Raw genomic sequence first — 25,877 nt, forward strand, 5'->3', positions numbered from 1 at the left:
GGCGGTCACGCCGCGCCGCTGCCGTCGCCCCGCGCCGAGGCGATGCGGTCCGCCACGCTGTCGAGCGCGGCGCGCAGCGCCTGTGTGCCGCCCTGTTCCCCGAACACCCGGAACATCTGCTCGTTGATCCCGCCCGCGGTCGAATGCGCGTCGCGCAGCGCCGGGAAATCCTCTCCCGGATGACGCTCGGCCGTGCGGCCCAGTTCGAGAAACACCTTTCCCATGAATGTCCGCGCGTCGGCGCGGTCGATGCCGCGCGCGGCGAGCCAGTCCGAGATCGTCTCCAGCAGCCCGAAATACAGCCCCATCACCGCGCCGGAGCTGGTGAGCGCGTCGAATTCGTCGAGGCTGCCGGCCTCGATGACCGGGCCGAGCGCGCCGAAGAGCTTGGCGAGTGTGGAATCCGCCGGATGGATCAGCGTCGCGCCCTGCCGGTCCGCCACGGCGGGCAGGGGCACCACCCGCGGGATCGGATCGGTGGTGCGGGTCCAGCCCCGCAGCACCTCGTCCGGGATGGTCGCGATCAGGCTGACGATGCGCTGATCGGCGCGGAAATCGAGCGCGCGCAGCACCTCCCCGGCAATTTGCGGGCGCACCGACAGAAACAGCAGCTCGGCCTGATCGACGACATGCTGGTTGCTGTCGGCGACGCTGACCCGGTCATGCGCCTGCGCCAGCCGGGCCGAGACCGCCTTGCTGCGCGGCGACAGGATCACCTCCTCCACCGGATAATCCGACGCCATCAGCCCGGTCACGATGGCCTGGGTGATCTCGCCTGTGCCGATGAATCCGATCTTCATTGCCCTGTTCCTTTCAGCCCCGATCTCGCGCGCCGTCCCCGCCTGTCACGCAGTCGCGCGGCATGTCCGAGAAGATTTCCGGCCCATCCGCGCGCAGAAACACGATTTCCTCCAGCCTGACACCGAATTTGCCGGGAAGATAGATGCCCGGCTCGATGGAGAAGACATTGCCCTCTGCCAGCGGCTGATCCGATGTGGCGGTGATATAGGGCGGCTCGTGGATGTCCAGCCCGAGCCCGTGGCCGGTGCGGTGCAGGAAATTCGCACCATAACCCGCCGCTGTAATCACATCGCGCGCCGCCTTGTCGACGGCCCGGGCCGGCACGCCCGGCCGGGCCGCCTGCAGCGCCGCCTGCACGGCGCGTTCCACCACCGCAAAGACCTCCAGATATTGCGCATCCGGCGTGCCGAAGAACCCGCAGCGCGTCATGTCGGACGGGTAGCCATCCACCCGGCAGCCGGTGTCGATCAGAACCGCCATGTCCGCCGTCAGCCGTGTGTCGCCGGAATGGTGATGCGGAAAGGCGGCGTTCGGCCCGAAGCAGACGGAGCAGAATTCCGTCACCGCCCCCTCGGCCGTGTGGCGTGCGGTAATCACGGCTTCCAGATCGCGCTCGGTCATGCCCGCGCGGAGCGCCGCGAAGGCCGCGGCCATGACGCGGTCGTTGGTCTGATGGGCGCGCTTGATGGCGGCCTGTTCCTCGGCATCCTTCGCCGCGCGCAGCAGCCCGACCGTGTCCGCGGTAAACCGCCGCCGCGGTGCGTTCAGCGCATCCAGTAGGCGCAGCGCGAAATCCGCCCGCATCGTCTCGTCCAGCACGACCGTCAGGCCGGGCCGGTCGGCATCGCAGGCCGCCAGCAACTCGGCGAGTGCCGCCTGCGGCCCCTCATCGTCGCGCCAGGTATGAAACGGCAGGTCGCTGTCCTTGCGCGCGGCATCGGCGTTCAGCGACGGCATCAGGAAACCGGCGTAATCTCGGCTGACGAGCAGCATCACCGGACGTTCGTCGCCATGCGGGTGCACGCCTGTGGCCCAGCCCATATGGCTGGAGGGACCGAGCGCGACGAGGTCGGTGCCAGTGGCGGCCATCCGGTCGCGCAGCGCGGAGATCCGGCGCGCGGTGCGGGGGAATTTGGACATAGCTTGCCTTCGGGATGGAATGAAAAACGGGCCGCCGGGGGAGGACGGCGGCCCGCGATCGGATCAGTTTTTCTCGACCAGGCGATAGAAAACGAAATCCGATGTCGCACCGTTCACATAGCCGGTGACGTCCTCGTCCATCGCCACCTGGTAGGCAGCCTGGAACATGATGACGATGGGCGAATTTTCCTGCACCTTCTGTTGCAGGTCGCGATACATCTCCAGCCGCGTCTCCGGGTCGGCTTCGGACAGGGCGGCCATGGTTTCGGCATTCATCTCCTCGGGGACGGCCCAGGCGTTGCGCCAGGTGGTCGTCGCGGCATAGTTCTCGTCCGAATTGTCCGAGTTATAGGCGAAGGCCTTGGCGTTGGAATGCGGGTCCATGAAGTCGGGCCCCCAGTAGAGCAGCATCGCCTGATGGCTGCGCTCGCGATACTTGGTGATGACCTGGCTGCCGGTGCCGGGCAGGATCTCGAAATTGATCCCGGCATCGGCGAAGCTGGCCTGAAGCGATTGCGCCATGTCGGTGAACGGGGCCGAGTTTATGACATCCAGCGTCACCGTGATCGGGGTTTCGACCCCGGCATCTTCCAAGATCTGCTTCGCCTTCTCCGGGTCATAGCTGAACGGGGTTTCGTCGTAGGAGCCGGGGAACCCCTTCGGCCAGAACGCCTGGTGCACCTCCATCTGGCCGTTGATGATGCTGTCGGTCATGCCGGTGTAATCGACCAGATAGCGCGCGGCCTCCCACAGCGCGGGATCGGTCAGGCTCTCGGTCTTCTGGTTGAAGGACAGGAAATGGACGGCCGCCTGGGGATAGGTCTCGACCTTGATCTCCTCGCTGTCCATCGAGGCGATCTGGTCCGGCGTCAGGTTGCGGGCCATGTCCACATCGCCCTGTTCCAGCAGCAACTGCTGGGTCGCGGCCTCGGCCACATGGCGGATGATGACGCTGTCGATGGCGGGTGCGCCGTTGAAATAATTCTCGTTCGCGGACATGCGCACCATCTGCGCGGGCTGATAGCGGTCCAGCCTGAACGGGCCGGACCCGGCCGAGTTCTCGTTGAGCCAGGCATTGCCCATGTCGCCATCGACCTCGTGCTGCTTGACGAGTTCGCTGTCGAGGATCGAGGCCGAGCGCGAGGCGATGACGTTGAGCACGAAGGCGGGCGAGAACTCGCCCTCATAGCGGATGGTGACGCGGTTGCCATCTGCCGTCACCATCTGATCGACATTCTCCGGCGTCCAGCCAAGCTGGGCCAGGATGAAGGCCGGGGTCAGGTTCAGCTTGATGACGCGGGTCAGCGAATAGACCACGTCCTCGGCCCGGACCGGATTGCCCGAGGCGAAACTTGCGCCGTCGCGCAGGGTGAAGGTGATGGTCTTGCCCTCGGCATCCGTCTCCCATTCCGAGGCGAGGCCCGCGGCCAGCGTGTCGGTGTCGTCCGCATCATACTGCACCAGCCGGTCATAGAGATTGGTGACCAGCTCTCCCGAGGTGAACTCGTAGGCCTGGGCCGGATCGATTGCGACGATGTCGTCGATGTTCTGCGCCACGACAAGCGCGTTGTCCGGCGTGTCGGCACCGGCGGTGAGCGGCAGCGCCACGGCGCTAGCCAGCACGGCGAATCTCAGATATTTCATGGTCTTCTCCCTGTGATCTCGATGATGGTGGTCAGGCGGGGTGGTCCCTGGCGTCGTCATCCGCCGCGCCATCGCGGCGCGAGAATGCCGGCAATCGCACCGCGCCCTTGCGGTTCAGCACGGTGAGCGTTCCGGTCCACAGCATACGGGCCGGGGCGGTGGTCGGGTTGCGCCAGGCATGCGGTGTTTCGCCGCTGTAATGCAGGCTGTCGCCGGCGGTCATGCGAAAAGCCTGGCCGTCCAGCTCCTGCTCGATCTCGCCGTCGAGGATGAAGACCAGCTCCTCCCCCTCGTGGCTGACGGTCTCCGACCGAAACCCTGGCGGAACGGTCAGCACATAGCCGGACAGCTCCGCGCCGGGGAAATCGGAGGCGATATTCTCATAGGTCAGCTCGGAACTCGGCAGCGCGAATTGCGGGCGCTCTCCGGCGCGGGTCAGCCCGTCCGACGGCTTCGGGGCGGCGATGAAGTAATCCAGCGACACGTCGAGCGCATCGGCGATCTGCGCCAGCGTGCCGAGCGTCGGCGTGGCATTGTCGCGCTCCACCTGGCTCAGATAGCCCACGGAGACGCCGGACCGGTCGCAGAGCGCCTGAAGTGTCAGCCGCAACTGCTTGCGCCGCTTGCGAATCGCGGAACCCAGGCGCGGCTCCGGCTTGGCCCTGTCTGCCGGCATGCTCGACATCTCCCCCCTCAGTCACGCGGCGCGCGGCGATTGCTGCGCGCACATCACATTCTGCCAGACGCATCTGGAAAGGCTACAAAAATAATTTTTCCATAACAAAAATGTTTTTGCAATGTTGATGATTTCATCTATGCACGGGAGGCTCGGCGAAGCATGCGGACCGGAGCGGCGCAGGCTGAGCGCCGGGGCGGGCGCGGATTGAGGAGGATGGCGATGGGCGCGGCGGTCCCGGATCGCGGCAGGATCCAAGGTGCGGTGGCATCGGTGGCCGGCTTCGTGCTGCTGACCCTGCTGACCTTCATCGGGCTTCTGGCGATCACGTTTTTCATCGGGCGGGTGATTCCGATCGACCCGGTGCTGTCGGTGGTGGGCGACCGCGCGACACAGGACCAATACGACGCCGCCCGCGCCGCGATGGGTCTGGACCGGCCGATAATCGTGCAGTTCATCGACTATGTGGGCGCGGTGTTTCGCGGCGATCTGGGCCGCTCCATCTCCACCAACCGGCCGGTGGCGCAGGATCTGGCGACAGTGTTCCCGGCCACGCTGGAGATGGCGACGCTGGGCATCCTGATCGGGGTGGGGCTCGGCGTACCGCTTGGGGTCTGGGCGGCGGCGCGCCGGGGAAGCTGGATAGACCAGGTTATCCGGGTCTTCGCGCTGCTCGGCTATTCGGTGCCGGCCTTCTGGCTGGGGCTGGTGGGGCTGGCGGTGTTCTATGCGGGCCTCGGCTGGGTTGCGGGGCCGGGCCGGGTGGACATCTTCTATGAAGGGCTCGTCGACCCGGTGACCGGGCTGATGCTGGTCGATGCCGCCATTGCCCGCGACTGGGAGGTGTTCTGGAACGCGCTCGCCCACCTGCTGCTGCCGGCGGCGATCCTTGGATTCTTCTCGCTTGCCTATATCGCGCGGATGACGCGCAGCTTCATGCTGGATCAGCTTGGCCAGGAATATGTCACCACCGCGCGGGTCAAGGGCGTGGCGGAGTGGCGGGTGATCTGGACCCATGCCTTCCGCCCGATCCGGGTGCCGCTGATTACCGTGATCGGCCTGTCCTATGCGGCGCTGCTGGAAGGGTCGGTGATGATCGAGACGGTGTTCAGCTGGCCCGGCATCGGCAATTACCTGACCGTGGCGCTGCTGAATGCCGACATGAACGCCGTCCTCGGCGCGACGCTGGTGATCGGTGCGGTGTTCATCCTCATCAACCGGGTGTCGGACGTGCTGTATCGCGTCCTCGACCCGCGCAGCCGGTAGGGGGCAAAGACGATGAGCACCACCCGTGACTGGCTTCTGGACGACTCCCCCGCATCGCGGCTGCAGGCGAGCCTCGGGCGGAGCTACAGGATGCTGCTGGCGCTCTCGCGCAACCCGCTGGCGGTGTTGGGTGCGGCGATCCTGCTGATCCTGCTGCTGACCGCCGCGTTCGCGCCGCTGATCGCGCCGCACAGCCCGTTCGGGCAGAACCTCGGCGCGCGGCTGCTGGCGCCCTCCGCCGCGCATTGGATGGGCACGGACGAGCTGGGCCGGAATATTTTCAGCCGGGTGATCTACGGCGCCCGGATCACGCTGATGATCGTGGTGCTGGTGGCGGTGATCTCGGCCCCGCTGGGGCTGCTGATCGGCGCGATCTCCGGCTATTTCGGCGGCTGGATCGACAAGATCCTGATGGGGCTGACCGATGTGTTCCTGTCCATGCCCAAGCTGATCCTGGCCCTCGCCTTCGTTGCGGCCCTTGGCCCCGGCATCGAGAACGCGGTGATCGCCATCGCCATCACCTCCTGGCCGGCCTATGCCCGCATCGCGCGGGCCGAGACGCTGACCTTCCGCAATTCCGAGTTCATTGCCGCGACCCAGCTTCTCGGCGCCTCGCATCTGCGGGTCATCACGCGCCATATCCTGCCGCTCTGCACCTCCTCGATGATCGTGCGGGTGACGCTGGACATGGCCGGGATCATCCTGACCGCGGCGGGGCTTGGTTTCCTGGGCCTCGGCGCACAGCCGCCCTTGCCGGAATGGGGGGCGATGATCTCGCGCGGGCGGACCTTCATCCTTGATCAGTGGTGGGTGGCGACGATGCCGGGCTTCGCGATCATCCTGGTCTCGCTGGGGTTCTGCTTTCTGGGCGACGGGCTGCGCGACGTGCTGGACCCGAAACAGGGGGGCAAGTCATGAACGCGCCGCTGCTGGAGATCGAGGATCTGCGGGTCAGCTTTCCCACGCCGAAGGGCCGGGTCGAGGTGGTCAGGGGCCTGTCGCTGCGCCTCGGGCGCGAGCGACTGGGGATCGTCGGTGAAAGCGGCTCGGGCAAGTCGATGACCGGCCGTGCCATCCTGCGGCTGATCCGCCCGCCGGGACGGCAGCGCGCGGCGCGCATGGTCTTTGACGGGATCGACCTGGACGCGCAATCCGAACGCCAGATGCGGGCGCTGCGCGGGGCGCGGATCTCGATGATCATGCAGGATCCGAAATTCTCGCTGAACCCGGTGATGACGGTGGGCGACCAGATCGCCGAGGCGCTGATCACCCATGAACGGCTGGCGCGGCGCGACGTCCGCGCGCGCGTGATCGAGATGCTGCACGCGGTGCGCATCCATGAACCCGAGCGGGTGCTGCGGCTGTTCCCGCATGAGGTGTCGGGCGGGATGGGGCAGCGCATCATGATCGCGATGATGCTGATCCCGCGCCCGGACCTGCTGATCGCGGACGAGCCGACCTCGGCGCTCGATGTGTCGGTGCAGGCGCAGGTGCTCGACCTGATCGACGAGCTGGTGCGCGATCACGGCATGGGGCTGATCCTCATCAGCCACGATCTGAACCTTGTGGCGCGCTATTGCGACCGGATCATGGTCATGCATGGCGGCGAGGTGGTCGAGAGCTGCAAGGCGCAGGATCTCCACCATGCCAGCCATCCCTATACGCGGGGGCTGCTGGCGGCCGTGCCGCGGATGGAAGAGACCCGCGACACGCTTCCCGTTCTGGACCGCAGCGCATGGGGTGGAACATGAGCGCCATCGTCCTGAAGGACTTGAACATCTCCTACGGCACGACGCGCGTGGTCCATGACGTCACGCTCGACGTGGCCGAGGGCGAGAGCTTCGCGCTTGTCGGGGAAAGCGGATCCGGCAAATCCACCATCCTGAAGGCCATTGCGGGGCTGGCGCCCGACTGGACGGGAGAGATCACCGTGCTGGGTCAGCCGCGCGGCCACCGGGTCGATCGCGGCTTTGCCACCACCTGCCAGATGGTGTTCCAGGACCCCTACGGCTCGCTGCATCCGCGCCGGACGGTCGATGCGGTGCTGTCGGAACCGCTGGAGGTGCATGGCCTCGGCAACCGCGCCGCGCGCGTGGTCGAGATGCTGGCGGCGGTCGGCCTCGATCAGCGCTTCCGCTTTCGCTTTCCGCATCAGCTGTCCGGCGGTCAGCGGCAGCGCGTGGCCATCGCCCGCGCGCTGATGCTGGAACCGAAGGTGATGCTTCTGGATGAACCCACCTCGGCGCTCGATGTCTCTGTTCAGGCCGAGATCCTCAACCTTCTGAAAAAGCTGCGCCGCGAGCAGGGGCTGACCTATCTGATGGTGACGCATAACCTGCCGGTGGTGGGCTTCATGTGCGACCGCATGGCGCTGATGAACAAGGGCCGCGTGGTCGAGATCGCGCCGGCCACCGCGCTGCATGACGGAAGCTTCACCGATCCCTACAGCCGGGCGCTCTACGCGGCGTCCGGCGGCAATCCCGCGCGCGAGGCCCAAGCATGACCGATCACCAGGACGCGCATGGCGCGTTCATCCGCGCCCTGTCGGCCGCCACGACCGAGACGCAGGTCTTTGATGCGCTTTGCGCCCTGGCGCGCGCGCGCGTCGGCGCGAAGCTGTTCACCATTATGACGGTGGACATGCAGGCCATGCTGGCGCGCCGTGCCTACAGCGACGATCCGGTGAATTATCCAGCCTCCGGCACCAAGCCGATCACCATCGATCGCTGGTTCGAACAGGTCCACGGCCGGCATGAGTGCTTCATCGCCAACACGCTGGCGGAGATCGCCACGGTGTTCCCCGATGCCGATCTGATCGGGCGGCTCGGCTGCGCATCGGTGGTCAATCTGCCGGTGATCCGCGCGGGCGAGCTGGTGGCGACGATCAACATGCTGCACGAGGAGGGGTATTACACGCCCGCGCGCGTCGAAACGATCCGCGAGGAACTGACATTGCCGTCGATGGCGGCGATGGCTTTGGCGGACGGTTTCGAGGGCTGAGATGTGCAATCTCTACACCCAGACCACCTCGGCCGAGGCGATGCGCCGGCTTTTCGCGGGGCTCGAGAATGCGGCGGGCAATCTGCCGCCCGGCCGGATCTATCCCGACCGCGCGGCCCCGATCATCCGGCATGGCGCGGACGGGCTGGAACTGGCGGCGGCGCGGTGGGGGATGCCCTCGCCGCCCTCGGTGCTGAAAACCGCGCGGGATCCCGGCGTCACCAATATCCGCAACCTGTCATCGCCCCATTGGCGGCGCTGGCTGTCGCCCGCGCAACGCTGCCTTGTGCCGCTGACCGCCTTTGCCGAGCCGCGCGGCAAGGGGCGCGGCAACCAGTGGTTCGCCCCGGCCGATGACCGTCCGATCTTTTTCGCCGGGATCGAGCTGCGCGGATGGGAATCGGTCCGCAAGGTCAAGGACGGGCCGACCACCGACGATCTGTTTGCCTTCCTGACCTGCCCACCCAATGCCGAGGTCGGCGCGATCCACCCGAAGGCGATGCCGGTGATCCTGCGCGATCCCGAAGATTGGGAGACCTGGCTCTCCGCGCCGATCGACGCGGCGCGCACGCTGCAGCGCCCTCTGCCGGACGGGGATCTGGTGCTGATCGAGGATGACGAGGACTGACATGGGCCGGGGGCTGGGTCGATCCCGGCGAGGCTTGACGGGCCGTGACCGGACGGCGCCAGGCGGAGGCATGCCCGGCAGCGTAGTCCGGCTATATCGTGCCCAGCCCGTCATAGACCGCGCGGCGCAGCCCGATCCGGTGATCGGCACGGTGTTCCGGCGCGTGGGTCAGGAACACCACGATCAGCTCATGCGCGGGATCGACCCAGAAATTCGCGCCGGAGATGCCGGGCCAGAAGAACTCGCCCACACCGCCGGGGATCTCTGCGGTTTTCCGGGTGCGCACCGCCAGCCCGAGGCCGAAGCCCAGGCCGTTCTCCGGCCAGGGCGCGGTGATCCCCAGGGTTTCGGTATACTCGCCATAGGCCACTTCCGGCGGCAGGTGGTTCTGCCGCATCAGGGCAACGGTCTCGGGGTCAAGGATGCGCACCCCGTCGAGCGCGCCGCCGGCGTGCAGCATCCGGGCAAAGCGCATGTAATCGGCCACGCTGGACCACAGACCCGCACCGCCCGACCACCATTTCTGACCCGCGGACAAGGGCGGCGCGAAGGACTGCTGAACCGGCGATGACGGCAGTGCGGCGCGTCCGGCGGGATCGGGCAGGAAGCCGGTGCGCGTCATGCCCAACGGCCCCAGCACCATCCTCTGCAGGGCGGTGTCGAGGGGGTCGCCGGTGATGACCTCGATCACCCGGCCCAGCAGATCGGTGGACATGCCGTATTCAAACACCGTGCCCGGCTGGTGGAGCAGCGGCAGACCGCGCAACCGGATGGCAATCTCGCGGTTATCGGCCGTGAAATCAAAGGCGTTCGCGTCGCGGTAGCGCCGATGGATGGGCTGATCACCAAACGCGCCATAGGTCAGCCCGGATGTGTGGCGCATCAGGTCCGCAATCGTGACCGGCCAGTACAGCGGATCGGTCTCGCCATCGTCACGCAGCACACCGGCATCGCCGAAGCCGGGGATATGGTCCCGGACCTGAGCGGCCAGCGAAAGCTGCCCGGACTCGATGAGCTGCAGGGCCGCGACCGAGACGATCGGCTTGGTCATCGAGGCGATCCAGAAGGCCGTGTCCCGCGTGATCGCAGCGCCCGTGCCGTCGCGACCGTGATGGCCGAAGCTGACATCATGCGCGCGGTGCCCGTTGACTTCGATCTCGAGCGCGCCGGCCTGGAGCCGCCCGGCCTGTCTTTCGCGATCCAGCCAGGCCGCGACCGGGGCCGCGTCGAACTGCTGCGCCCGCATCATTGCATCATCGCCGGCAGAAAGGTGACGATCTGCGGGAAGGCGAAGAACACAAGCACCATCAGCAGGAACGCCGCCACGAAGGGCAGGGTGCCGCCCGAGATCTGGCCCAGCGAGGCCTGTTTGCCCGCGACGCCCGACAGCACATACAGGATCATTCCGACGGGCGGGGTAATCAGCCCGATCTCGACCAGCATCACCAGCACGATCCCGAACCAGAGCGGATCCCACCCTGCGGCGCCGATCACCGGCAGGATGATCGGCAGCGTCATCAGCACCATGCTGATCGGTTCGACGAACATGCCGAGGACCAGATACAGGAGCACGATGGCCAGGAACAGCCCGACATCCGACAGCGACAGCGACTGCACCAGCCGTACGAGGGCCTGGGGCATCGCCAGGAAATCCAGCGCGAACCCCATGACCGACGCGCCGACCGCGATCATCAGCAAAAAGGAGGTGGTCAGCACGGTTTCTTCCAACGCCGCGACGAACTCGGCGAGGGTGAGCGTTCTGCGCGCCAGGCTGATGAGGATCGCGCCCAGAACGCCCACCGCGCCGGCCTCGGTCGGGGTGGCGATCCCGGCATAGAGCGAGCCCAGCACCATGACCATCAGCAGCAGGAACGGCACCACGCCCTTGGTGGCGATCAGCTTCTCGCGCAGGGACGCGCTCTGCCCAGCGGGGGCGGCGGACGGGTCGATCAGCGCCCAGACCATGACCACGAGCGCGAAGGCCGCGATCATCAGCAGGCCGGGCACGATGCCGGCCATGAAAAGCTGCGTCACCGGCACACCGGCCATCGGGCCATAGATGATCATCGCGATGCTGGGCGGGATCAGGATGCCCAGCGTTCCGCCCGCGGCCAGCACGCCGTAAGCCAGGCCGGGCCGGTAGCCCGCGCGCATCATCTCCGGCCCGGCCACGCGGCCCATCGTCGCCGCCGTCGCGAGGCTGGAGCCGGAGACGGCGGCAAAGATGCCCGATGCCAGAATCGAGGCATAGGCGAGGCTGCCGCGCAGCCGGCCCATCGCCATCTGCGCGGCGGTGAACATCTCGGCCGAGGCATTGCTGCGCACCAGGATTGCGCCCATCAGCACGAACATCGGGATCGCAGCCAACTCGAAGGTGTTCACCGAACTCCATGCGCGTTCGCCGATGGATGTCAGGGTGACCGGCGGCAGCCAGACGATCATTGCCAGAATGCCGAGCCCAGCCAGCGTGAACACGACCGGCAGCCCCGCGAAGAGCAAGAAGAACAGCGTGAGGATCAGGGTCAGCGATTGGATGGGCAGGCCGCTCTGCCGGGTCAGGACGAACAGCGCAAGGCCGGGCAGCAGGATCGCGGCGATGACCGCAAGCGTCCGGCCGCCGCCTGCCAGCACGGCCGCGCACAGCACCAGCCCGGCAAAGACGATCACCTGCTGAAGCGGCGACAGCGCGATCACGGACAGGCTTGCGGCGGGGGCGAGTGCCAGGGCCAGGGCGATCAGCGCCGGGATGATCGTCCATCCGCGCCGCCGCGGTTGCAAGCCGAAGATCAGGGTCAGGATCATCCCGGCGAGCCCCAGCAGGACCGCCGATTGCGGGATCCAGAGCGGCGCGTTCAGCAGGCTCCAGCTTCGTGTGTCGCGCTCGAAATTCTCGGCCCAGAAAAAGGCGAAGCGCCACAGCACGATCAGCGCGATCAGGACCGAAATCCATCCGAGCGCCGATTTGATCCGGGCCTGGCGCGCCTCGGTCAGCCGGTTCAGCCACAGATCGACGCGGACATGGCTGTCGCGACCCGCCACGAAGGCAGAGCCGACAAAGGTGATGACGACCACCAGATAGGTCGAGATTTCGGTGACCCAGATCGTGGCGTGACCGAAAAAGCTGCGGCCGATCACCTCGATATTGACGCTGACCAGCATGGCCAGAACCGCCAGGATCCCCAGCCAGCGAGAGAGCGCCGCCGTGATCCCTGCCATCGCCGGGGTCTGATCCGACCCCGGCGTTTCTTCCGCGACAGCTGCCATTACTCTTTCCCGATGGCCGCTTTCGCCGTCTCAAGCACCGCATCGGCATCATGTCCGGCGCGCGCCATATCCTCGCGCCAGGCCTCGATGACCTGCGATTGCAGATCGTCGGCGTTGAACCGCGCGTTTTCCTCGTCGCTCACGACGGTGTAATCGACGCCGGCCTCGGCCCACAGACCCGGCAATTCGCCGGTCCGCTCCCGCCAGCGGGTCTCGAAATCGGCTTCGATCGCCGCGAACTCGGCGGCGATGGTCTCGCGCAGATCTTCGGGCAATTCGTTCCAGGCATCGTTGTTGACCAGCACCGGCGAGGGCACGACCTTGCCCAATTGCCAGTCCGCACCGTGCGTGATGACCGATCCGAAGCCGGCCCCATAGGCCCAGCACGTGTCGGTGATGACGCCGTCGATCACACCGCGTTCCAGTGCCGGCAGAACCTCCGCCGCCGACAGCGACACGGTGATCGCGCCCAGCTCGCCGCCGATCAGGCCGGTGCCGCGATTGTTCACCCGCAGCTTCTTGCCCTCCCACTCCTCGAGTGTGGTGATCGGCGCGGTCGAGAACAGCGTCTGCGGGCAGAATGCCGTCTCCATGATCTCTGTCGCGGTGTAGTCGTCATTGTAGATGGCGCGGACCTGTTCGCCGTAATCCGACTCCGACAGCGCCTTCAGATCGTCATAGCTCTCGGAATAGCCGGGCAGGCTGGGCACGGTGAACATGGGCTGCGAGCCGGTGTAATAGCCGGTCAGCGGCATGCTCATCTGCACCAGCCCGTCGCGCACGCTTTCCAGCAGCCGGTCCCCGGCCACCAGCGACGAATTTGCGGTGATCGTGACGCGGCCATCGGTCGCGGCCGAGATCCGCTCGGGGATCGCCAGCGCGACCTCCTCGTAGATCGTGCCTTTCACCGAAAGATAGGCCAGCGTCCAGTCGAATGTCTCGTCCTGCGCCTGCGCTGCGGTCGCAACCAGCATTGCCGTCCCCATCAGGCTCGCTGCCATCGTGATCTTCATGTCTTCCTCCCTTTCTGGATACGTGGCCGCTCATCATTCAGGTCGAGGGCCCGCTCTGTCACCCGACAAATTGACGCGCATTGACGCGGCTGACTTCTGTTTGGCGCCACGAATTTTTGTGATACCGTCCACCGGCCAACGCAGATTACCCGATGGATCAGAAAACACACCCCCAACTGCCCCTGATCGGCCGATCATCCGACGCGCGCCCCGACAGCGCCGGTGAGCATTGGCGCAGCCTGTTCAGCGGCGTGTGGGGCGCGCTGAACGTGAAGCCCGCCGTCGAGGGCAGCATTTCGGGCAGCCTCTACAGCCGCAAGATCGGCGATCTGACCTTCAACCGGATCGAGTTCGGAAACCAGCAATTCGAGAAATCGCATAGCCGGACACTCTCCGAAGAGCCGTTCTTCTCGCTGAGCTTTCCCGAAAGCGGGGCCGCGCAGTGCCAGATCGGCGACCGGACGGTGCGCCTGCTGCCGCAGAATACATATCTGCTGAACAATGGCATGTCGGCGAAGCTGCGCGTGGAGAAGGACTACTCGACCTTCAATCTGAAGATCCCGGTCAGCGCGCTGGAACACCGGCTCGGCCCCAATTCCGGCATCCTGGCCAGGGCGGTCGTGCAACCCGATGCCATCTATCACATGATGACCCGGCTGATTTTCGAGCTGCTGCAGAATGTCGATGAGGCCGATGACAGGACCGTCGCCTTCATGACCAACCAGATGATGGAGACCGTGGCATTTTTTCTGACCTCGGGCGACAGCATGTCGGAGGACAGCATCGCGGTTCAGGCCGCGCAGGCGCGGGTCCTGGCCTATATTGACGCGTCATTTCGCGACCCCGAGCTGACGCCACAGCGGATCGCCGCCGCCTGTCGCGTCTCGCGCAGCTATCTCTACAAGATCTTCTCCGACGGTCCGTCGGTGATGGAGCGGGTCAGGCAGCGCCGTCTGGAGGCGGCGCGCGGGATGATCCTGCATCTCGGGGATCGTGAATCGCTGACCCGGATCGCGATGACCTGCGGTTTTTCAAGCTCCAGCGAGTTTTCCCGCCTGTTCAAGAAGCAGTTCGGGGTGGCGCCGAGCCGGATGTGAGGATCACGGCGCGCCCGCAGCGGCACAGCCCGGTAATGCCGCTGCCTCGCCTCAGCGGGTCAGACCTGCTGCCGCCGCGCCCTCAGACGAAATCGGACATGTAGAGCGACGAGATATTCGCGATCACCAGATCCTCGCCGAAGCCGTCGAACCGCAACGAATGGTTCGAGTAGCTCCAGCCGTCATCCGACGCGCTGATATATCCGTCGAAATTGCTGTCCAGCCACCACAGATTGATCGCGCTGCCATCCGCGTATTTCGCCCCGCTCATCGCGATCTTGTCCAGGCCCCGCTGGAAATCCTGAATGCTGGCGGTCCCGGTATCTCGACCGGATGTGGTGAAGACAAAGACATCGGAGCCGGACCCGCCATAAAGCAGGTCGTTGCCGCCCCCGCCCTGAAGCCGGTCATTGCCCGCCCCGCCATACAGCGTGTCATTCCCCGCGCCGCCGTCGAGATTGTCATTTCCGGCATCGCCATGCAGCAGGTCATTTCCGCCCAACCCCACGAGGCGGTCATTGCCCGCCCCGCCATACAGCCTGTCATTCCCCGTGCCGCCGTCGAGATTGTCATTTCCACCATCGCCATGCAGCAGGTCATTTCCGCCCAACCCCACGAGACGGTCATTGCCGTCCAGCCCTCGCAGAACGTTGTTGGCATTGTTGCCGCCAAGATGGTCGTTGATCTTCGTGCCGGTCACGTTCTCCACATTCGAGACCCGGTCGGGCATGCCATCGTAATAGGGGGCCTTGTAGATGATCCCGCGTTCCAGATGGGCCTGGATGCCGTATTTATGCGCCATGTAGCCTGACGGGTCATTCATCTGACTGTAATCGATCGTGTCGGTGCCCGCGCCGCCGTCGATGACATCCTTCTCCCACAGCAGATGTTGCAGGATCAGGTCGTTGCCCGAACCGGCAGAGATGCGGTCGTCATTCGATCCGCCGATCAGCCGGTCATGCCCGTCCCCGCCCTCGATCACATCCTTCCCGTCGCCGCCATCCAGGCTGTCATTCCCGGCAGACCCGTAAAGCCGGTCATTGCCGGCGTCGCCGGTCAGCGTGTCATGCCCGCTGCCGCCGTCCAGCGTGTCGTCGCCCGCCAGCCCCCGCAGGACGTTGTTGACCTGGTTGCCGCGAATGTAATCGGCGATCTTCGTGCCGGTCACATTCTCCACATTCGAGACCCGGTCCGGAATGCCGTCGTAATAGGGCGCCTTGTTGATGAACCCGCGATCGAGATAGGCTTGGATGCCGTATTTCTTGGCCATGTAACCTGACGGATCGTTCATCTGGCTGTAATCGATCGTGTCGGTTCCCGTGCCGCCGTCGATGACATCCTTCTCCCACAGCAGATGTTGCAGGATCAGGTCGTTGCCCGCCCCGGCAAAGATCCGGTCGTCATTCGAGCCGGCGATCAGCCGGTCATTGCCGCTCTCGCCGTGCAGAACATCCTTGCCGTCACCGCCGTCCAGATTGTCGTTGCCCGAGCCGCCATACAGCGTGTCATTGCCGGTCCCGCCGAACAGACGGTCATGGCCGTGGCTGCCGTACAGCGTGTCGTTGCCTGTGTCGCCGAAAAGCTGATCATTCCCGGAATGCCCGACGATCTTGTCGTCGCCGTCGAGACCGCGCAGCACGTTATCCAGATGGTTGCCGCCCAGATAATCCGCGATCTTCGTGCCCGTCACGTTCTCGATATTCGACACCGTGTCGCGCATTCCGCCGTAATAGGGGGCCTTGTTGACGTAGCCGCGATCCAGATAGGCCTGGATGCCATATTGCTTCGCCATGTAGCCTGACGGATCATTCAGCCGGCCATAGTCGAGCGTGTCGATGCCCGACCCGCCATCGATGACATCCCTCGCCCACAGCAGATGCTGCAGGATCAGGTCGTCCCCGGCGCCGCCATTGATCCGGTCGTCATTCGCACCGCCGATCAGCCGGTCATCGCCGTCCCCGCCGTCGAGCACATCCTTCCCGTCACCGCCATCCAGCGTGTCGTTGCCTGCATATCCGTAAAGCCGGTCATTGCCGTCATTTGCCGTCAGCGCATTCGCCGCCCGGTTGCCCTTGATGACATCGTCGCCCGCGCCGGTTTTCGCATTCTCGATCAGCGAGCGCGCGTCGTCCTTGTATTGCAAGGCGTTGTAGACATGGCCCTTGGCGTAGACGCCCCTGGCGCTGTCGAGCCTGGCGTTCATGCCATTGCCATCGGCGGTCAGATCGCTCCAGCCGCCGGGCGCCAGGTCAATGGCCTGGTTGCTGTCGAAATTCGAGAAATCATAGGTGTCGACCCCGTTTCCGTCCCAGATGGTGCGGAAGATGATGCCGGTGTCGTTCTTCTGATCTTCCAGCCTGCCATTGACACGCATCTGACCGTTGGAGTCGAAGCTGTAGATGGTGTTCCCGGCGTTGTGATCGAAATTCGCGCCATACATGAATTGCAGCGCCGCGATGTCGGACATCATGTAGGATTGCGGGAAGCTGTTATTCGGGGTGCGCGCCTTCGTTCCCTCATAGGCCAGATGCGTCATCACGGTGTATTCATAGCCGTTATAGACTCCGGCCGTCCCGAACCCGCCATGATTCTGAAACGCGTGCGAGAGGCCAAGCGCGTGGCCGAGTTCGTGCATCGAAACCTTGGACGCCCAGTTCCCGACGATCGGGCCGCGATTGTCGGGGCCCATGAAGATATCGCCGCCGGCCGCGTTATCATGGGGGTAGTAGGCGGAGGCCGAACTGCCGGGCGCCGGTTTTGCGTTGCCGATCCTGATGGTGGCTTCGCGCACGGAAACGGCAGTGTCGCCGCCTGACGTCAATTCCGAGAATGTCAGATTGGTGTAGTCCGAAACCTCATCGATATATTTCGTGAACATCTCCTTCTGACGCGCAGTGGCAGGCTCCACACCCTTCTTCAGTGCATAGGGGTGATACTGGGAAATATCGGTCGGGAAGGCGTAGGTCAGATGCGGCTCGGCCCATTTGACGCCGGACAGGACACCGTCAACGATGCTCGTCCCGGTCTTTTCGGAAAAGCTCTGAGCGCGCGTCCTGCCGTAATCCAGGGCCTGCCCGGCCTGACGTCCCGTGGTTCTCGCTGCGCACATGGCTCACCCCTCGCAATGGCATCCGGTTCAATCGTCGCGGACATGCAATAGGGGGCCGAAATCAAACAATCAAAAGCAATTCAAATAGACAGTTAACGCGGTAAGGATGCTGGGTGGGTGGCGGGTATCAGCGGCCGAAAACGCGTCGTCGTCAGCCTATTGCATAGACGCCGTGCCGCTTTGCTGATGCCCCTTGGAAGGGCTTCATCGAACTGGGATCGCGCGAATGTCTGAATTATTGGTGGAGCCAAGGGGAGTCGAACCCCTGACCTCTTGAATGCCATTCAAGCGCTCTACCAACTGAGCTATGGCCCCACCGGAGGTCTGCTTCGGCGCGCGGCGCCGCTGCGTGGGGGGTCTATATGGGGTCGGGTGGCGGCGCGCAAGCGGAAATTTGGGCGGGCCTCCGAAAAAGAAAAACGGGGCCGTGCGGCCCCGCCTGCGTCCCCGGTCGGACCGCGTTCAGCGGTCGCGGTTCAGCTTCGCGTCCAGGCTCCACGGGCCCGGGCCGGCGAAGACGATATAGAGGAAGATGAAGCAATACAGGATCGCCGCATCACCGCCGTTCAGCGCCGGAACCGGGTGCTGCGGCGCGTGCGCCAGCCAGTAGGCGAAGGCCATCAGCCCCGAGAGCACGAAGGCCACCGGGCGCGAGAATAGCCCGACGATCAGCAGCGCGCCACCGATCAGCTCCAGCATGCCGGCGATCCAGAACCGTGACATGATCTCGGGAAAGGCGCGGTCGCTGGCCGGGATGCCCAGGATCTTCTGGGTGCCGTGGGCCATGAAGATGAGCGCCGAGACGATGCGTAGCACGCTGCGCATCTGGGGCGCGAAACTCTCGAGTCTGGTGTAGGTCAATGAGCGTCTCCCTGCTCTGAACGGTTGGGTCCAGGGCAGGGATAGCGGCGATTGGTTGCAGTTGCAATCAATCTTCGTCTTCGGTGGTCCGGTCCGCGATGTCGTCGAGCGAGACGTCGTCGTCATCGTCGTCATCTTCCAGCAGATCGTCCTCGATGTCGCCGGAGTCGTCGTCATCGATCTCGTCTTCGATCAGATTGTCGTTCTGATCCTCGTCCTTCGCGGCGGTCTTTTCGGAGACCAGCGTGCGGGCGCGGCCCGAGGCCAGGCTCTCCAGCGTCATTTCCGCCCCGCAGGCCGGGCAGGTCATCGGATCGTTCTGCAGGTCGTAAAAACGCGACCCGCAATGCGGGCAGAGGCGTTTCGTGCCCCATTCCTCTTTGGGCATGGTATTCTCCTTACGCCGCGGTTAGGTAAATCCGCGTCCCCCTGCCACAAGCCCATGAGGCTGTAAAGACCTATCCGCATGGCGCGTTCGGAACTGATCAGGATCGACGATATCGCGGTGACGGTGCGGCGCAATGCGCGGGCCCGGCGGATGACGCTGCGCGTGTCGCGCCAGGGCGGCGCGGTGGCGCTGACGCTGCCACGGCAGATGAGCCTGGAGGCGGGGCGGCGCTTCGTCGAATCAAAGTCGGACTGGCTGCGCCGGACGCTGGCCGCGATGCCCGAACCGGCGGTGGTGGTCGAGGGCGCACATCTTCCGGTTGCGGGGCAGGCGCTGCGGCTATGCGCCCTGCCGGTCCGGCGGGTGCAGATGGGTGATGGGGTGCTGGCGGTGCCGCAGGGCAAGCCGATGGGCCCGGTGGTGCAGGCCTGGCTGAAGGCGCGCGCCCATGCCGCATTGCGCGAGGCGGTGGACCGTCATGCCGCGCGTCTCGAAAAGCGGCCGAGCGCGCTGACGCTGCGCGATACGCGCTCTCGATGGGGAAGCTGCACCGCCGACGGAAGGCTGATGTTTTCCTGGCGGCTGGCGATGGCGCCTTACGATGTGCTCGATTACGTGGCCGCGCATGAGGTGGCGCATCTGGCGCATATGGATCACTCGCCGCGGTTCTGGGCGCAGGTCGGGGCGCTGATGCCGGGCTATGAGGTGCCGCGCGGATGGCTCAAGCAGCACGGGGCCGAATTGCAGGCCTGGCGTTTCAAGGATTGACCGCGGCGCGGCTTGTGATCACAAGACCGGCATGAGCGCCGCCCGCCCCACCGATCCCGCCGCCCATGAGCGGCTCTACCGCAATCTGCGCGGCCGGATCCTGGTGGGCGAGTTGCCGCCGGGCCAGGCGCTGACCCTGCGCGGGATTGCCGGGGAATACGGCGTCTCGGTGACACCGGCGCGCGAGGCGGTGCGTAGGCTCGCGGCGGAAGGGGCGCTGACGCTGTCCGCCTCGGGGCGGGTGACGACGCCGGAATTGTCCGTCGAGCGGATCGAGGAGCTGGCGGCCCTGCGCGCGCTGATCGAGCCGGAGCTGGCCTCGCGCGCCCTGCCGCGCGCGCATTTCGCCCTGATCGACCGGCTCAGCGCGATCAATAACGCCATCGCCGAGGCGGTGATGCGCCATGATGCGGTGGGCTATATCCGCAGCAACCTGGATTTCCACCGCACGCTCTACCTGCGCGCCCAGGCCCCGGCGATGCTGGCCATCGTGGAAACCGTCTGGCTGCAGCTTGGCCCCACGATGCGGGCGCTTTACGGGCGGGTGCAGCGCAACGATCCGCCGCGACATCACCGGATGATTATCGCCGCGCTGAAGGCGGGGGACGAGCCGGCGCTGCGCCTGTCGATCCGGGCCGATGTGACCCACGGGCTGCGCCATCTGACGACCGAAACCGCTGCCCGGTAAGCCCGGAGCCGTTGACCTTTGGTGGCGGGCGGGGCTATCGCAGGCGGGAACAAGCGGAAGATGAAGATGAACCTGTTTGCCGAAATTCGCGGCGTCGTTCTGGACGCGCTGAACGCCATGGCCGGGGCCGGAGAGCTGCCCGCCGGGCTGGACCTGAAAAACGTCACAGTCGAGCCGCCGCGCGATCCGGCGCATGGCGACATGGCGACGAATGCGGCGATGGTGCTGGCCAAGCCCGCCGGCGCGAAGCCGCGCGACATTGCCGAGACGCTGGCCCTGCGCCTGACCGCCGATCCGCGCATCACCGCCGCCGACGTGGCCGGGCCGGGTTTCATCAATCTGCGGCTTGACCCGGCGGCGTGGCACGGGGTGGTGAAGGACGCGTTGCGCGCGCCGGACGGCTTCGGGCGCTCAGGCATGGGGCAGGGGGTCAGGGTGAATGTCGAATTCGTCTCGGCCAACCCGACCGGCCCGATGCATGTCGGCCATACCCGCGGCGCGGTGTTCGGCGACGCGCTTGCCAGCCTGCTGGATTTCGCAGGCTACGACGTCACGCGCGAATACTACATCAACGATGGCGGGGCGCAGGTCGATGTTCTGGCCCGCTCTGCCTATGAGCGGTATCGCGAGGCGAATGGCCAGACACCTGTGATCGCGGACGGGCTCTATCCCGGCGACTATCTGAAGCCGGTCGGTGAGGCGCTGAAGGAGAAATACGGCGACAGCCTGCTCGACCGGCCGGAAGAGGACTGGCTGCCCGAATTCCGCGAATTCGCCACCGAGGCCATGCTGCAGATGATCCGCGAGGATCTGGCGCTGCTGAATATCACGATGGACGTCTACTCCTCGGAGAAGGCGCTCTATGGCTCGGGCCGGATCGAGGCCGCGATCGAGCGGTTGCGCGCGGCCGGGCTGATCTATGAAGGCGTGCTGGAGCCGCCAAAGGGCAAGCTGCCCGATGATTGGGAGGCGCGGGAACAGACGCTGTTCCGCTCCACCGATCACGGCGATGACCAGGATCGGGCGGTGATGAAATCGGACGGAAGCTGGACCTATTTCGCGCCCGATATCGCCTATCACTGGGACAAGATCGACCGCGGCTTCGATCAGTTGATCGACGTGTTCGGTGCCGATCACGGCGGCTATGTCAAGCGGATGAACGCGGCGGTCAAGGCGCTGTCGAACGGCCGCGTGCCGCTCGATGTCAAGCTGATCCAGTTGGTGAAGCTGTTCAGGAATGGCGAGCCGTTCAAGATGTCGAAGCGCGCCGGCACCTTCATCACCCTGCGCGATGTGGTCGAACAGGCCGGGCGCGACGTGACCCGCTTCCACATGCTGACGCGCAAGAACGATGCGCCGCTGGATTTCGACTTCGCCAAGGTGCTGGAACAATCGAAGGACAATCCGGTCTGGTATGTCCAATACGCCTCGGCGCGGGTGCATTCTGTGATGAAGCGCGCCGCCGAGATGGGCATCGACCTGTCCGACGCGGCGCTTGCGCAGGCGGATCTGGCACGGCTGGATCACCCGGCCGAGATGGAGCTGATCCGCAAGCTGGCCGAATATCCCCGCCTGATCGAGGCCGCGGCCGCCGCGCATGAGCCGCACCGCGTGGCGTTCTACCTCTATGACCTGGCCGGCAGCCTGCATTCGCTGTGGAATCGCGGCAATGACGATCACGCGCTGCGCTTCATCCAGGACGGAGATGCAGAGGCCACGGCGGCAAAAATTGCGCTGCTGCGTGCCGTTGGCGTTGTCATTTCGTCAGGTCTTGCTATTCTTGGGGTGACTCCGGCCAAGGAAATGCGCTGACAAAAGTGCCTGGCCGGTTTCGGGCAGTAATCAACAGCCGGTCAACCGGCAGGCAGGCATCGTATGGCAGTAACCGATTTCGGCTCGCGCCGGTTCATGGAGTCCGCGCCGCGCCAGGCGCGTGAATACCAGTATCAGCACCAGGCGCAGGCCCAGGACGAGTATGACGAGGAGTATGGCTGGTACGAGGACGACCAGCCCTACCCGGAGGACCATCCCGAAAGCATCGGCGCGCGCCTTGGGCGGTTGACGCATTACCTGGGGGCGCTCGTCTCGGTCGTTCTGCTGATCGGGCTCGTGGTCTGGGGCTACAAGCTGGTGGCGCGCGACGTCTCCGGCGTGCCGGTGATCCGGGCCGTTCAGGGCGATGCCCGCACCGCACCGGACGATCCGGGCGGCGATCTGGCGCGCAATGGCGGGCTGTCGGTGAACGAAGTCGCGGCCGGCGTGAGCGTGCCGCCCAATGCCGAGATTGCCATCGCTCCCGCGCCGACCGGGCTGGAGGAGGACGATGTCGCGATGGGCGAGCTGGCCGATCCGGCGGCACTCGACGCCATGGCCGAACAGGTGCCACTGAGCATGCCCGAAAGGCCGGTGATTGCCGTGGCCGACGCCGAAGCTGCGGCCGGTCTGGCTGCCGGACTGATCGCCGAGGAGCCCACCGATCTTGCCGCGCTCGGCATCGTCGGGGAGGGCGAGGATGCGACGCTGATCGGCGCCGAGATGCAGGACGAGTCGATGGCAGACGCCGCACCGGCGATCTCCGCCCCGCGCCCTGCGCCGCGCCCGGCCAGTGTCGCCGCCCGCGCCCAATCCGCGCCCGCCGCGACCGAGGCCACGCAGACGGCCGAGGCAGAGACCGAAACCCCGGCCGAGCGCCCGGCGATCGAGCAGGCCGTGGCCGAAGCCGTAGCCGAGGCACCGCCGCCTGCGCAGGTCTCCTCCGGCTCGCCGCTGGTTCAGATCGGTGCCTTCGATTCCGACGGCATCGCCAACAGCGAATGGGGCCGGATCTCGGGCCGGTTCTCCTCGCTCTTCTCGGGCAAGTCGCCGGTGGTGCAGACGACCGAGCGCAATGGCCGCACCTTCTACCGGCTGCGCGTCGCGGGCTTCGAATCGCGCGACGACGCGCGCCGGTTCTGCGCCGCGCTTCTGGCCGAAGGCACGGATTGCTACCCCGCCACGGCGCAGTAAATGACCACGGCGGCGATTTTCGGGCTCCTGGGCACCGAACTGACGCGGGCCGAGCGGGATTTCTTTCGCTCGGCCGATCCTTGGGGCTTCATCCTGTTTGCCCGCAACGTGGACAGCCCCGACCAGCTTCGCCGCCTGACCGGCGATCTGCGCGACGCTGTCGGGCGCGAGGCGATCGTCACCATCGACCAGGAGGGCGGCCGGGTGCAGCGGATGCGCGCCCCGCATTGGGCCGAATGGGCCCCGCCGCTGGAGGATGCCCAATTGGGCCCGCAGGCGCTGCGGCTGCGCTCTCACCTGATCGGGCAGGAATTGCGGGCGGTGGGCATTGACAGCAATTGCGCCCCGACGCTCGACATCGCCTCGGACGAGACCCATTCCTTCCTGCAAAACCGCTGCCTCGGCCGGGACGTTGAAACCGTGGTGGCCAATGGCCGCGCGGTGGCGGACGGGTTGCTGGCGGCCGGGGTGGTCCCGATCATGAAGCACATGCCGGGCCATGGCCGCGCGCAAGTGGACAGCCACAAGGAAACCCCCCGCGTCACCGCCACGCGGGAGGCGCTGATGCAAAGCGATTTCGCGACGTTCCGGGCCTTGAATGACCTGCCGATGGGGATGACGGCGCATATCCGCTTCTCCGAGATCGACGACGCGCCGGCCACCGCATCGGCGCGGATGATCGGCGTGATCCGCGACGAGATCGGCTTTGACGGGCTGCTGATGACCGACGACATTTCGATGAACGGGCTGACGGGCAGCATCGCCGCGCGCAGCGCCGCGGCGATCCGGGCCGGCTGCGATCTGGTGCTGCACTGCCACGGCCAGATGGATGAGATGGAGGCGGTCACGGCCGAGGCGGGGCAGATGAGCGACGCCGCACTCCGCCGCGGGGAAGCCGCGCTCAGCGCCCGCCGCACGCCGGAGGAGATCCCGGCCGCGGCGCTTTTGGCCGAATACCGGGCCGCAGGCGGGCGGGTTGACTGGCCGCACGCTTGACACGGGCGCGGGCAGCGCGGATTCTGCGCCCCTGAACCCGAAGAGGCCCGTTTGACCGACAAAGTCACCCCGCTGCGTCCCCGACACCGCACGCCGCCCGCGCCCCTGCCGCTGGAGGTCGCCACGGCCGTCGAGGAGCGGCGCGCGGAGGAGGCGCTGATCGTCGATGTGGACGGGTATGAAGGGCCGCTGGATCTGCTGCTGACGCTGGCGCGGACCCAGAAGGTCGATCTGATGCAGGTCTCGATCCTGCAACTGGCCGAGCAATATCTGGGTTTCGTCGAGGAAGCCCGGCAATTGCGGATCGAGCTGGCCGCAGATTACCTGGTCATGGCGGCCTGGCTGGCCTTTCTGAAATCGCGCCTTCTGCTGCCACCCGACCCGGAGGAGGACGGCCCCTCGGCCGAGGATCTGGCCGCGCATCTGGCCTTTCAGCTCGAACGGCTGGACGCGATGCGCAAGGCTGCGGCCCGGCTGATGGGGCGCGACCGTCTGGGGCAGAGCCGGTTTCTGCGCGGCATGCCCGAACAGATCGCCCGGCGGCGCAGCGTGACCTTCGAGGTCGGGCTGATCGATCTGATGCGCGCCTATGCGCGGCTCAAGACCCGCGACGAGTTCCGGCCCTATGCGTTCGACCGCAAGAATGTGTTCACCATGGAGCAGGCGCTTGAAAGGGTGCGCGGGCTGATCGGCTTTGCCGGGGAGTGGACGGCGCTGTCGGAGTTCCTGCCCGATGGCTGGGGCAGCGGCGAACGCGGCCGCTCCGCCACCGCGGCCACCTTTGCCGCGACGCTGGAACTGGCCCGCGAAGGCAAGCTGGAGATCCGGCAGGACGCCACCTTCGCCCCCATCACGCTGCGCCGCAAGCCGGGGGCGGAATGAGCGAAGAGCCGGATTTCCCGCCGCCGCCGCTGGCGGAACAGGAGCGCATGGTCGAGGCGATGCTGTTCGCCTCGGCCCAGCCGGTCAGCCTGCGCGATCTGGCCGACCGGATGCCGCAGGGGGCCGATCCGGCCGAAGCGGTGGCCAGCCTGCGCCGCCGTTACGCGGGCAGGGGGGTGGAACTGGCCCGCGTGGGCGATTCCTTTGCCTTCCGCACGGCCGCCGATCTGTCCTTCCTGATGCAGACCGAGACCGTGGAAACCCGCCGCCTGTCGCGGGCGGCGACCGAGACGCTGGCGATCATCGCCTATCACCAGCCCGTCACCCGCGCAGAGATCGAGGAGATCCGCGGCGTCGCCACCTCGCGCGGGACGCTGGATCAACTGATCGAGCAGGGCTGGGTGCGCATCGGCCGCAGGCGCATGACGCCGGGCCGCCCGGTGACTTTCGTGGTGACGGAGGGATTTCTGGATCATTTCGGGCTGGAAAGCGCGCGCGATTTGCCGGGATTGTCGGAACTGCGCGCCGCCGGGCTTCTCGACAGCCGCCCGCCCGGCGAGATGAGCGTTCCCCTTGTGCGGGAGGGGGATGAGGACGATAATGGCGACGACACACGACCGGGCGACCTGTTCGGGGAAGAGGATGATTAG

24 protein-coding genes and 1 tRNA gene are annotated in these 25,877 nt (G+C 66.1%); 14 read left to right on the plus strand and 11 right to left on the minus strand.

Going from position 1 to position 25,877, the window contains the following annotated elements; translation table 11 throughout:
- Positions 1-5 precede the first annotated feature (5 nt).
- The 4 genes from BLT73_RS04525 to BLT73_RS04540 all read right to left on the minus strand — a co-directional run bounded on the left by BLT73_RS04525 (position 6) and on the right by BLT73_RS04540 (position 4,261).
- Positions 6-800 (minus strand): pyrroline-5-carboxylate reductase, encoded by a 795-nt coding sequence (locus BLT73_RS04525; protein ID WP_090521313.1) that lies wholly within the window; start codon positions 798-800, stop codon positions 6-8.
- 13 nt (positions 801-813) lie between these two features.
- Positions 814-1,941 (minus strand): M24 family metallopeptidase, encoded by a 1,128-nt coding sequence (locus BLT73_RS04530; RefSeq protein WP_090521314.1) that lies wholly within the window; start codon positions 1,939-1,941, stop codon positions 814-816.
- A 63-nt stretch (positions 1,942-2,004) separates the two neighbouring features.
- On the minus strand, positions 2,005-3,585 hold the full coding sequence (locus tag BLT73_RS04535; RefSeq protein ID WP_090521317.1) for an ABC transporter substrate-binding protein: 1,581 nt from the start codon (positions 3,583-3,585) through the stop codon (positions 2,005-2,007).
- Positions 3,586-3,616: 31 nt separating this feature from the next.
- Positions 3,617-4,261: a helix-turn-helix domain-containing protein gene (locus BLT73_RS04540; protein ID WP_090521319.1), complete on the minus strand. Its 645-nt coding sequence runs from the start codon at positions 4,259-4,261 to the stop codon at positions 3,617-3,619.
- 222 nt (positions 4,262-4,483) lie between these two features.
- Between BLT73_RS04540 and BLT73_RS04545 the strand changes: the two genes are divergently transcribed.
- The 6 genes from BLT73_RS04545 to BLT73_RS04570 are packed head-to-tail and all read left to right on the plus strand — an operon-like array spanning position 4,484 to position 9,155.
- Positions 4,484-5,527: an ABC transporter permease gene (locus BLT73_RS04545; protein WP_176804906.1), complete on the plus strand. Its 1,044-nt coding sequence runs from the start codon at positions 4,484-4,486 to the stop codon at positions 5,525-5,527.
- Positions 5,528-5,539: 12 nt separating this feature from the next.
- Positions 5,540-6,445 carry an ABC transporter permease gene (locus BLT73_RS04550; protein WP_090521322.1) on the plus strand — a complete coding sequence of 302 codons (906 nt, stop codon included), beginning with the start codon at positions 5,540-5,542 and terminating at the stop codon, positions 6,443-6,445.
- Complete coding sequence (locus tag BLT73_RS04555; protein WP_090521324.1) at positions 6,442-7,278, plus strand: ABC transporter ATP-binding protein; 837 nt, start codon at positions 6,442-6,444, stop codon at positions 7,276-7,278. Before BLT73_RS04550 ends, BLT73_RS04555 begins: the two co-directional genes overlap by 4 nt.
- Complete coding sequence (locus BLT73_RS04560) at positions 7,275-8,030, plus strand: ABC transporter ATP-binding protein (RefSeq protein WP_090521326.1); 756 nt, start codon at positions 7,275-7,277, stop codon at positions 8,028-8,030. Before BLT73_RS04555 ends, BLT73_RS04560 begins: the two co-directional genes overlap by 4 nt.
- Positions 8,027-8,527: a GAF domain-containing protein gene (locus tag BLT73_RS04565; protein ID WP_090521329.1), complete on the plus strand. Its 501-nt coding sequence runs from the start codon at positions 8,027-8,029 to the stop codon at positions 8,525-8,527. Before BLT73_RS04560 ends, BLT73_RS04565 begins: the two co-directional genes overlap by 4 nt.
- Position 8,528: 1 nt before the next feature.
- Positions 8,529-9,155: an SOS response-associated peptidase gene (locus BLT73_RS04570; protein WP_090521331.1), complete on the plus strand. Its 627-nt coding sequence runs from the start codon at positions 8,529-8,531 to the stop codon at positions 9,153-9,155.
- A 91-nt stretch (positions 9,156-9,246) separates the two neighbouring features.
- Here the strand turns inward: BLT73_RS04570 and BLT73_RS04575 are convergent, their stop codons facing one another.
- The 3 genes from BLT73_RS04575 to dctP are packed head-to-tail and all read right to left on the minus strand — an operon-like array spanning position 9,247 to position 13,432.
- Entirely contained in the window at positions 9,247-10,404 is a 1,158-nt protein-coding gene (locus tag BLT73_RS04575) for a serine hydrolase domain-containing protein (protein ID WP_090521333.1), read from the minus strand.
- Positions 10,401-12,419: a TRAP transporter large permease subunit gene (locus tag BLT73_RS04580; protein ID WP_090521335.1), complete on the minus strand. Its 2,019-nt coding sequence runs from the start codon at positions 12,417-12,419 to the stop codon at positions 10,401-10,403. Before BLT73_RS04580 ends, BLT73_RS04575 begins: the two co-directional genes overlap by 4 nt.
- Complete coding sequence (gene dctP / locus BLT73_RS04585; protein ID WP_090521338.1) at positions 12,419-13,432, minus strand: TRAP transporter substrate-binding protein DctP; 1,014 nt, start codon at positions 13,430-13,432, stop codon at positions 12,419-12,421. Before dctP ends, BLT73_RS04580 begins: the two co-directional genes overlap by 1 nt.
- A 152-nt stretch (positions 13,433-13,584) precedes the next feature.
- Between dctP and BLT73_RS04590 the strand changes: the two genes are divergently transcribed.
- Positions 13,585-14,529, plus strand: a complete 945-nt coding sequence (locus tag BLT73_RS04590; RefSeq protein WP_090521340.1) for an AraC family transcriptional regulator — start codon at positions 13,585-13,587, stop codon at positions 14,527-14,529.
- Positions 14,530-14,611: 82 nt separating this feature from the next.
- On the opposite strand, the gene BLT73_RS17765 is transcribed toward BLT73_RS04590, so the two are convergent.
- The 4 genes from BLT73_RS17765 to BLT73_RS04610 form a co-directional block, all read right to left on the minus strand.
- Positions 14,612-17,638: a M10 family metallopeptidase C-terminal domain-containing protein gene (locus BLT73_RS17765; RefSeq protein WP_090521342.1), complete on the minus strand. Its 3,027-nt coding sequence runs from the start codon at positions 17,636-17,638 to the stop codon at positions 14,612-14,614.
- A gap of 239 nt (positions 17,639-17,877) precedes the next feature.
- Positions 17,878-17,953 (minus strand) — tRNA-Ala (locus BLT73_RS04600).
- A gap of 147 nt (positions 17,954-18,100) precedes the next feature.
- Positions 18,101-18,499, minus strand: coding sequence for a DoxX family protein (locus tag BLT73_RS04605; RefSeq protein WP_342705152.1), 399 nt, complete (start codon positions 18,497-18,499; stop codon positions 18,101-18,103).
- Between the two features lie 67 nt (positions 18,500-18,566).
- Positions 18,567-18,887, minus strand: a complete 321-nt coding sequence (locus tag BLT73_RS04610) for an FYDLN acid domain-containing protein (RefSeq protein ID WP_090521344.1) — start codon at positions 18,885-18,887, stop codon at positions 18,567-18,569.
- A gap of 78 nt (positions 18,888-18,965) precedes the next feature.
- Between BLT73_RS04610 and BLT73_RS04615 the strand changes: the two genes are divergently transcribed.
- From BLT73_RS04615 to scpB, 7 genes are all read left to right on the plus strand, one after another.
- Positions 18,966-19,655: a M48 family metallopeptidase gene (locus tag BLT73_RS04615; protein WP_090521346.1), complete on the plus strand. Its 690-nt coding sequence runs from the start codon at positions 18,966-18,968 to the stop codon at positions 19,653-19,655.
- A gap of 31 nt (positions 19,656-19,686) precedes the next feature.
- Positions 19,687-20,343, plus strand: coding sequence for a GntR family transcriptional regulator (locus tag BLT73_RS04620; RefSeq protein WP_090521347.1), 657 nt, complete (start codon positions 19,687-19,689; stop codon positions 20,341-20,343).
- A gap of 66 nt (positions 20,344-20,409) precedes the next feature.
- On the plus strand, positions 20,410-22,155 hold the full coding sequence (gene argS, locus BLT73_RS04625; RefSeq protein ID WP_090521874.1) for an arginine--tRNA ligase: 1,746 nt from the start codon (positions 20,410-20,412) through the stop codon (positions 22,153-22,155).
- Between the two features lie 63 nt (positions 22,156-22,218).
- Entirely contained in the window at positions 22,219-23,349 is a 1,131-nt protein-coding gene (locus tag BLT73_RS04630) for an SPOR domain-containing protein (RefSeq protein WP_090521349.1), read from the plus strand.
- Positions 23,350-24,345: a beta-N-acetylhexosaminidase gene (gene nagZ, locus BLT73_RS04635; RefSeq protein WP_090521350.1), complete on the plus strand. Its 996-nt coding sequence runs from the start codon at positions 23,350-23,352 to the stop codon at positions 24,343-24,345.
- Positions 24,346-24,450: 105 nt separating this feature from the next.
- Entirely contained in the window at positions 24,451-25,227 is a 777-nt protein-coding gene (locus BLT73_RS04640; RefSeq protein WP_245727117.1) for a segregation and condensation protein A, read from the plus strand.
- A complete protein-coding gene (gene scpB, locus BLT73_RS04645; RefSeq protein ID WP_090521353.1) occupies positions 25,224-25,877 on the plus strand; it encodes an SMC-Scp complex subunit ScpB in 654 nt (217 codons plus the stop codon). The genes BLT73_RS04640 and scpB overlap by 4 nt, the downstream gene beginning before the upstream one ends.

Source organism: Paracoccus isoporae, from assembly GCF_900101865.1.
GTDB classification, from domain to species: Bacteria; Pseudomonadota; Alphaproteobacteria; order Rhodobacterales; family Rhodobacteraceae; genus Paracoccus; species Paracoccus isoporae.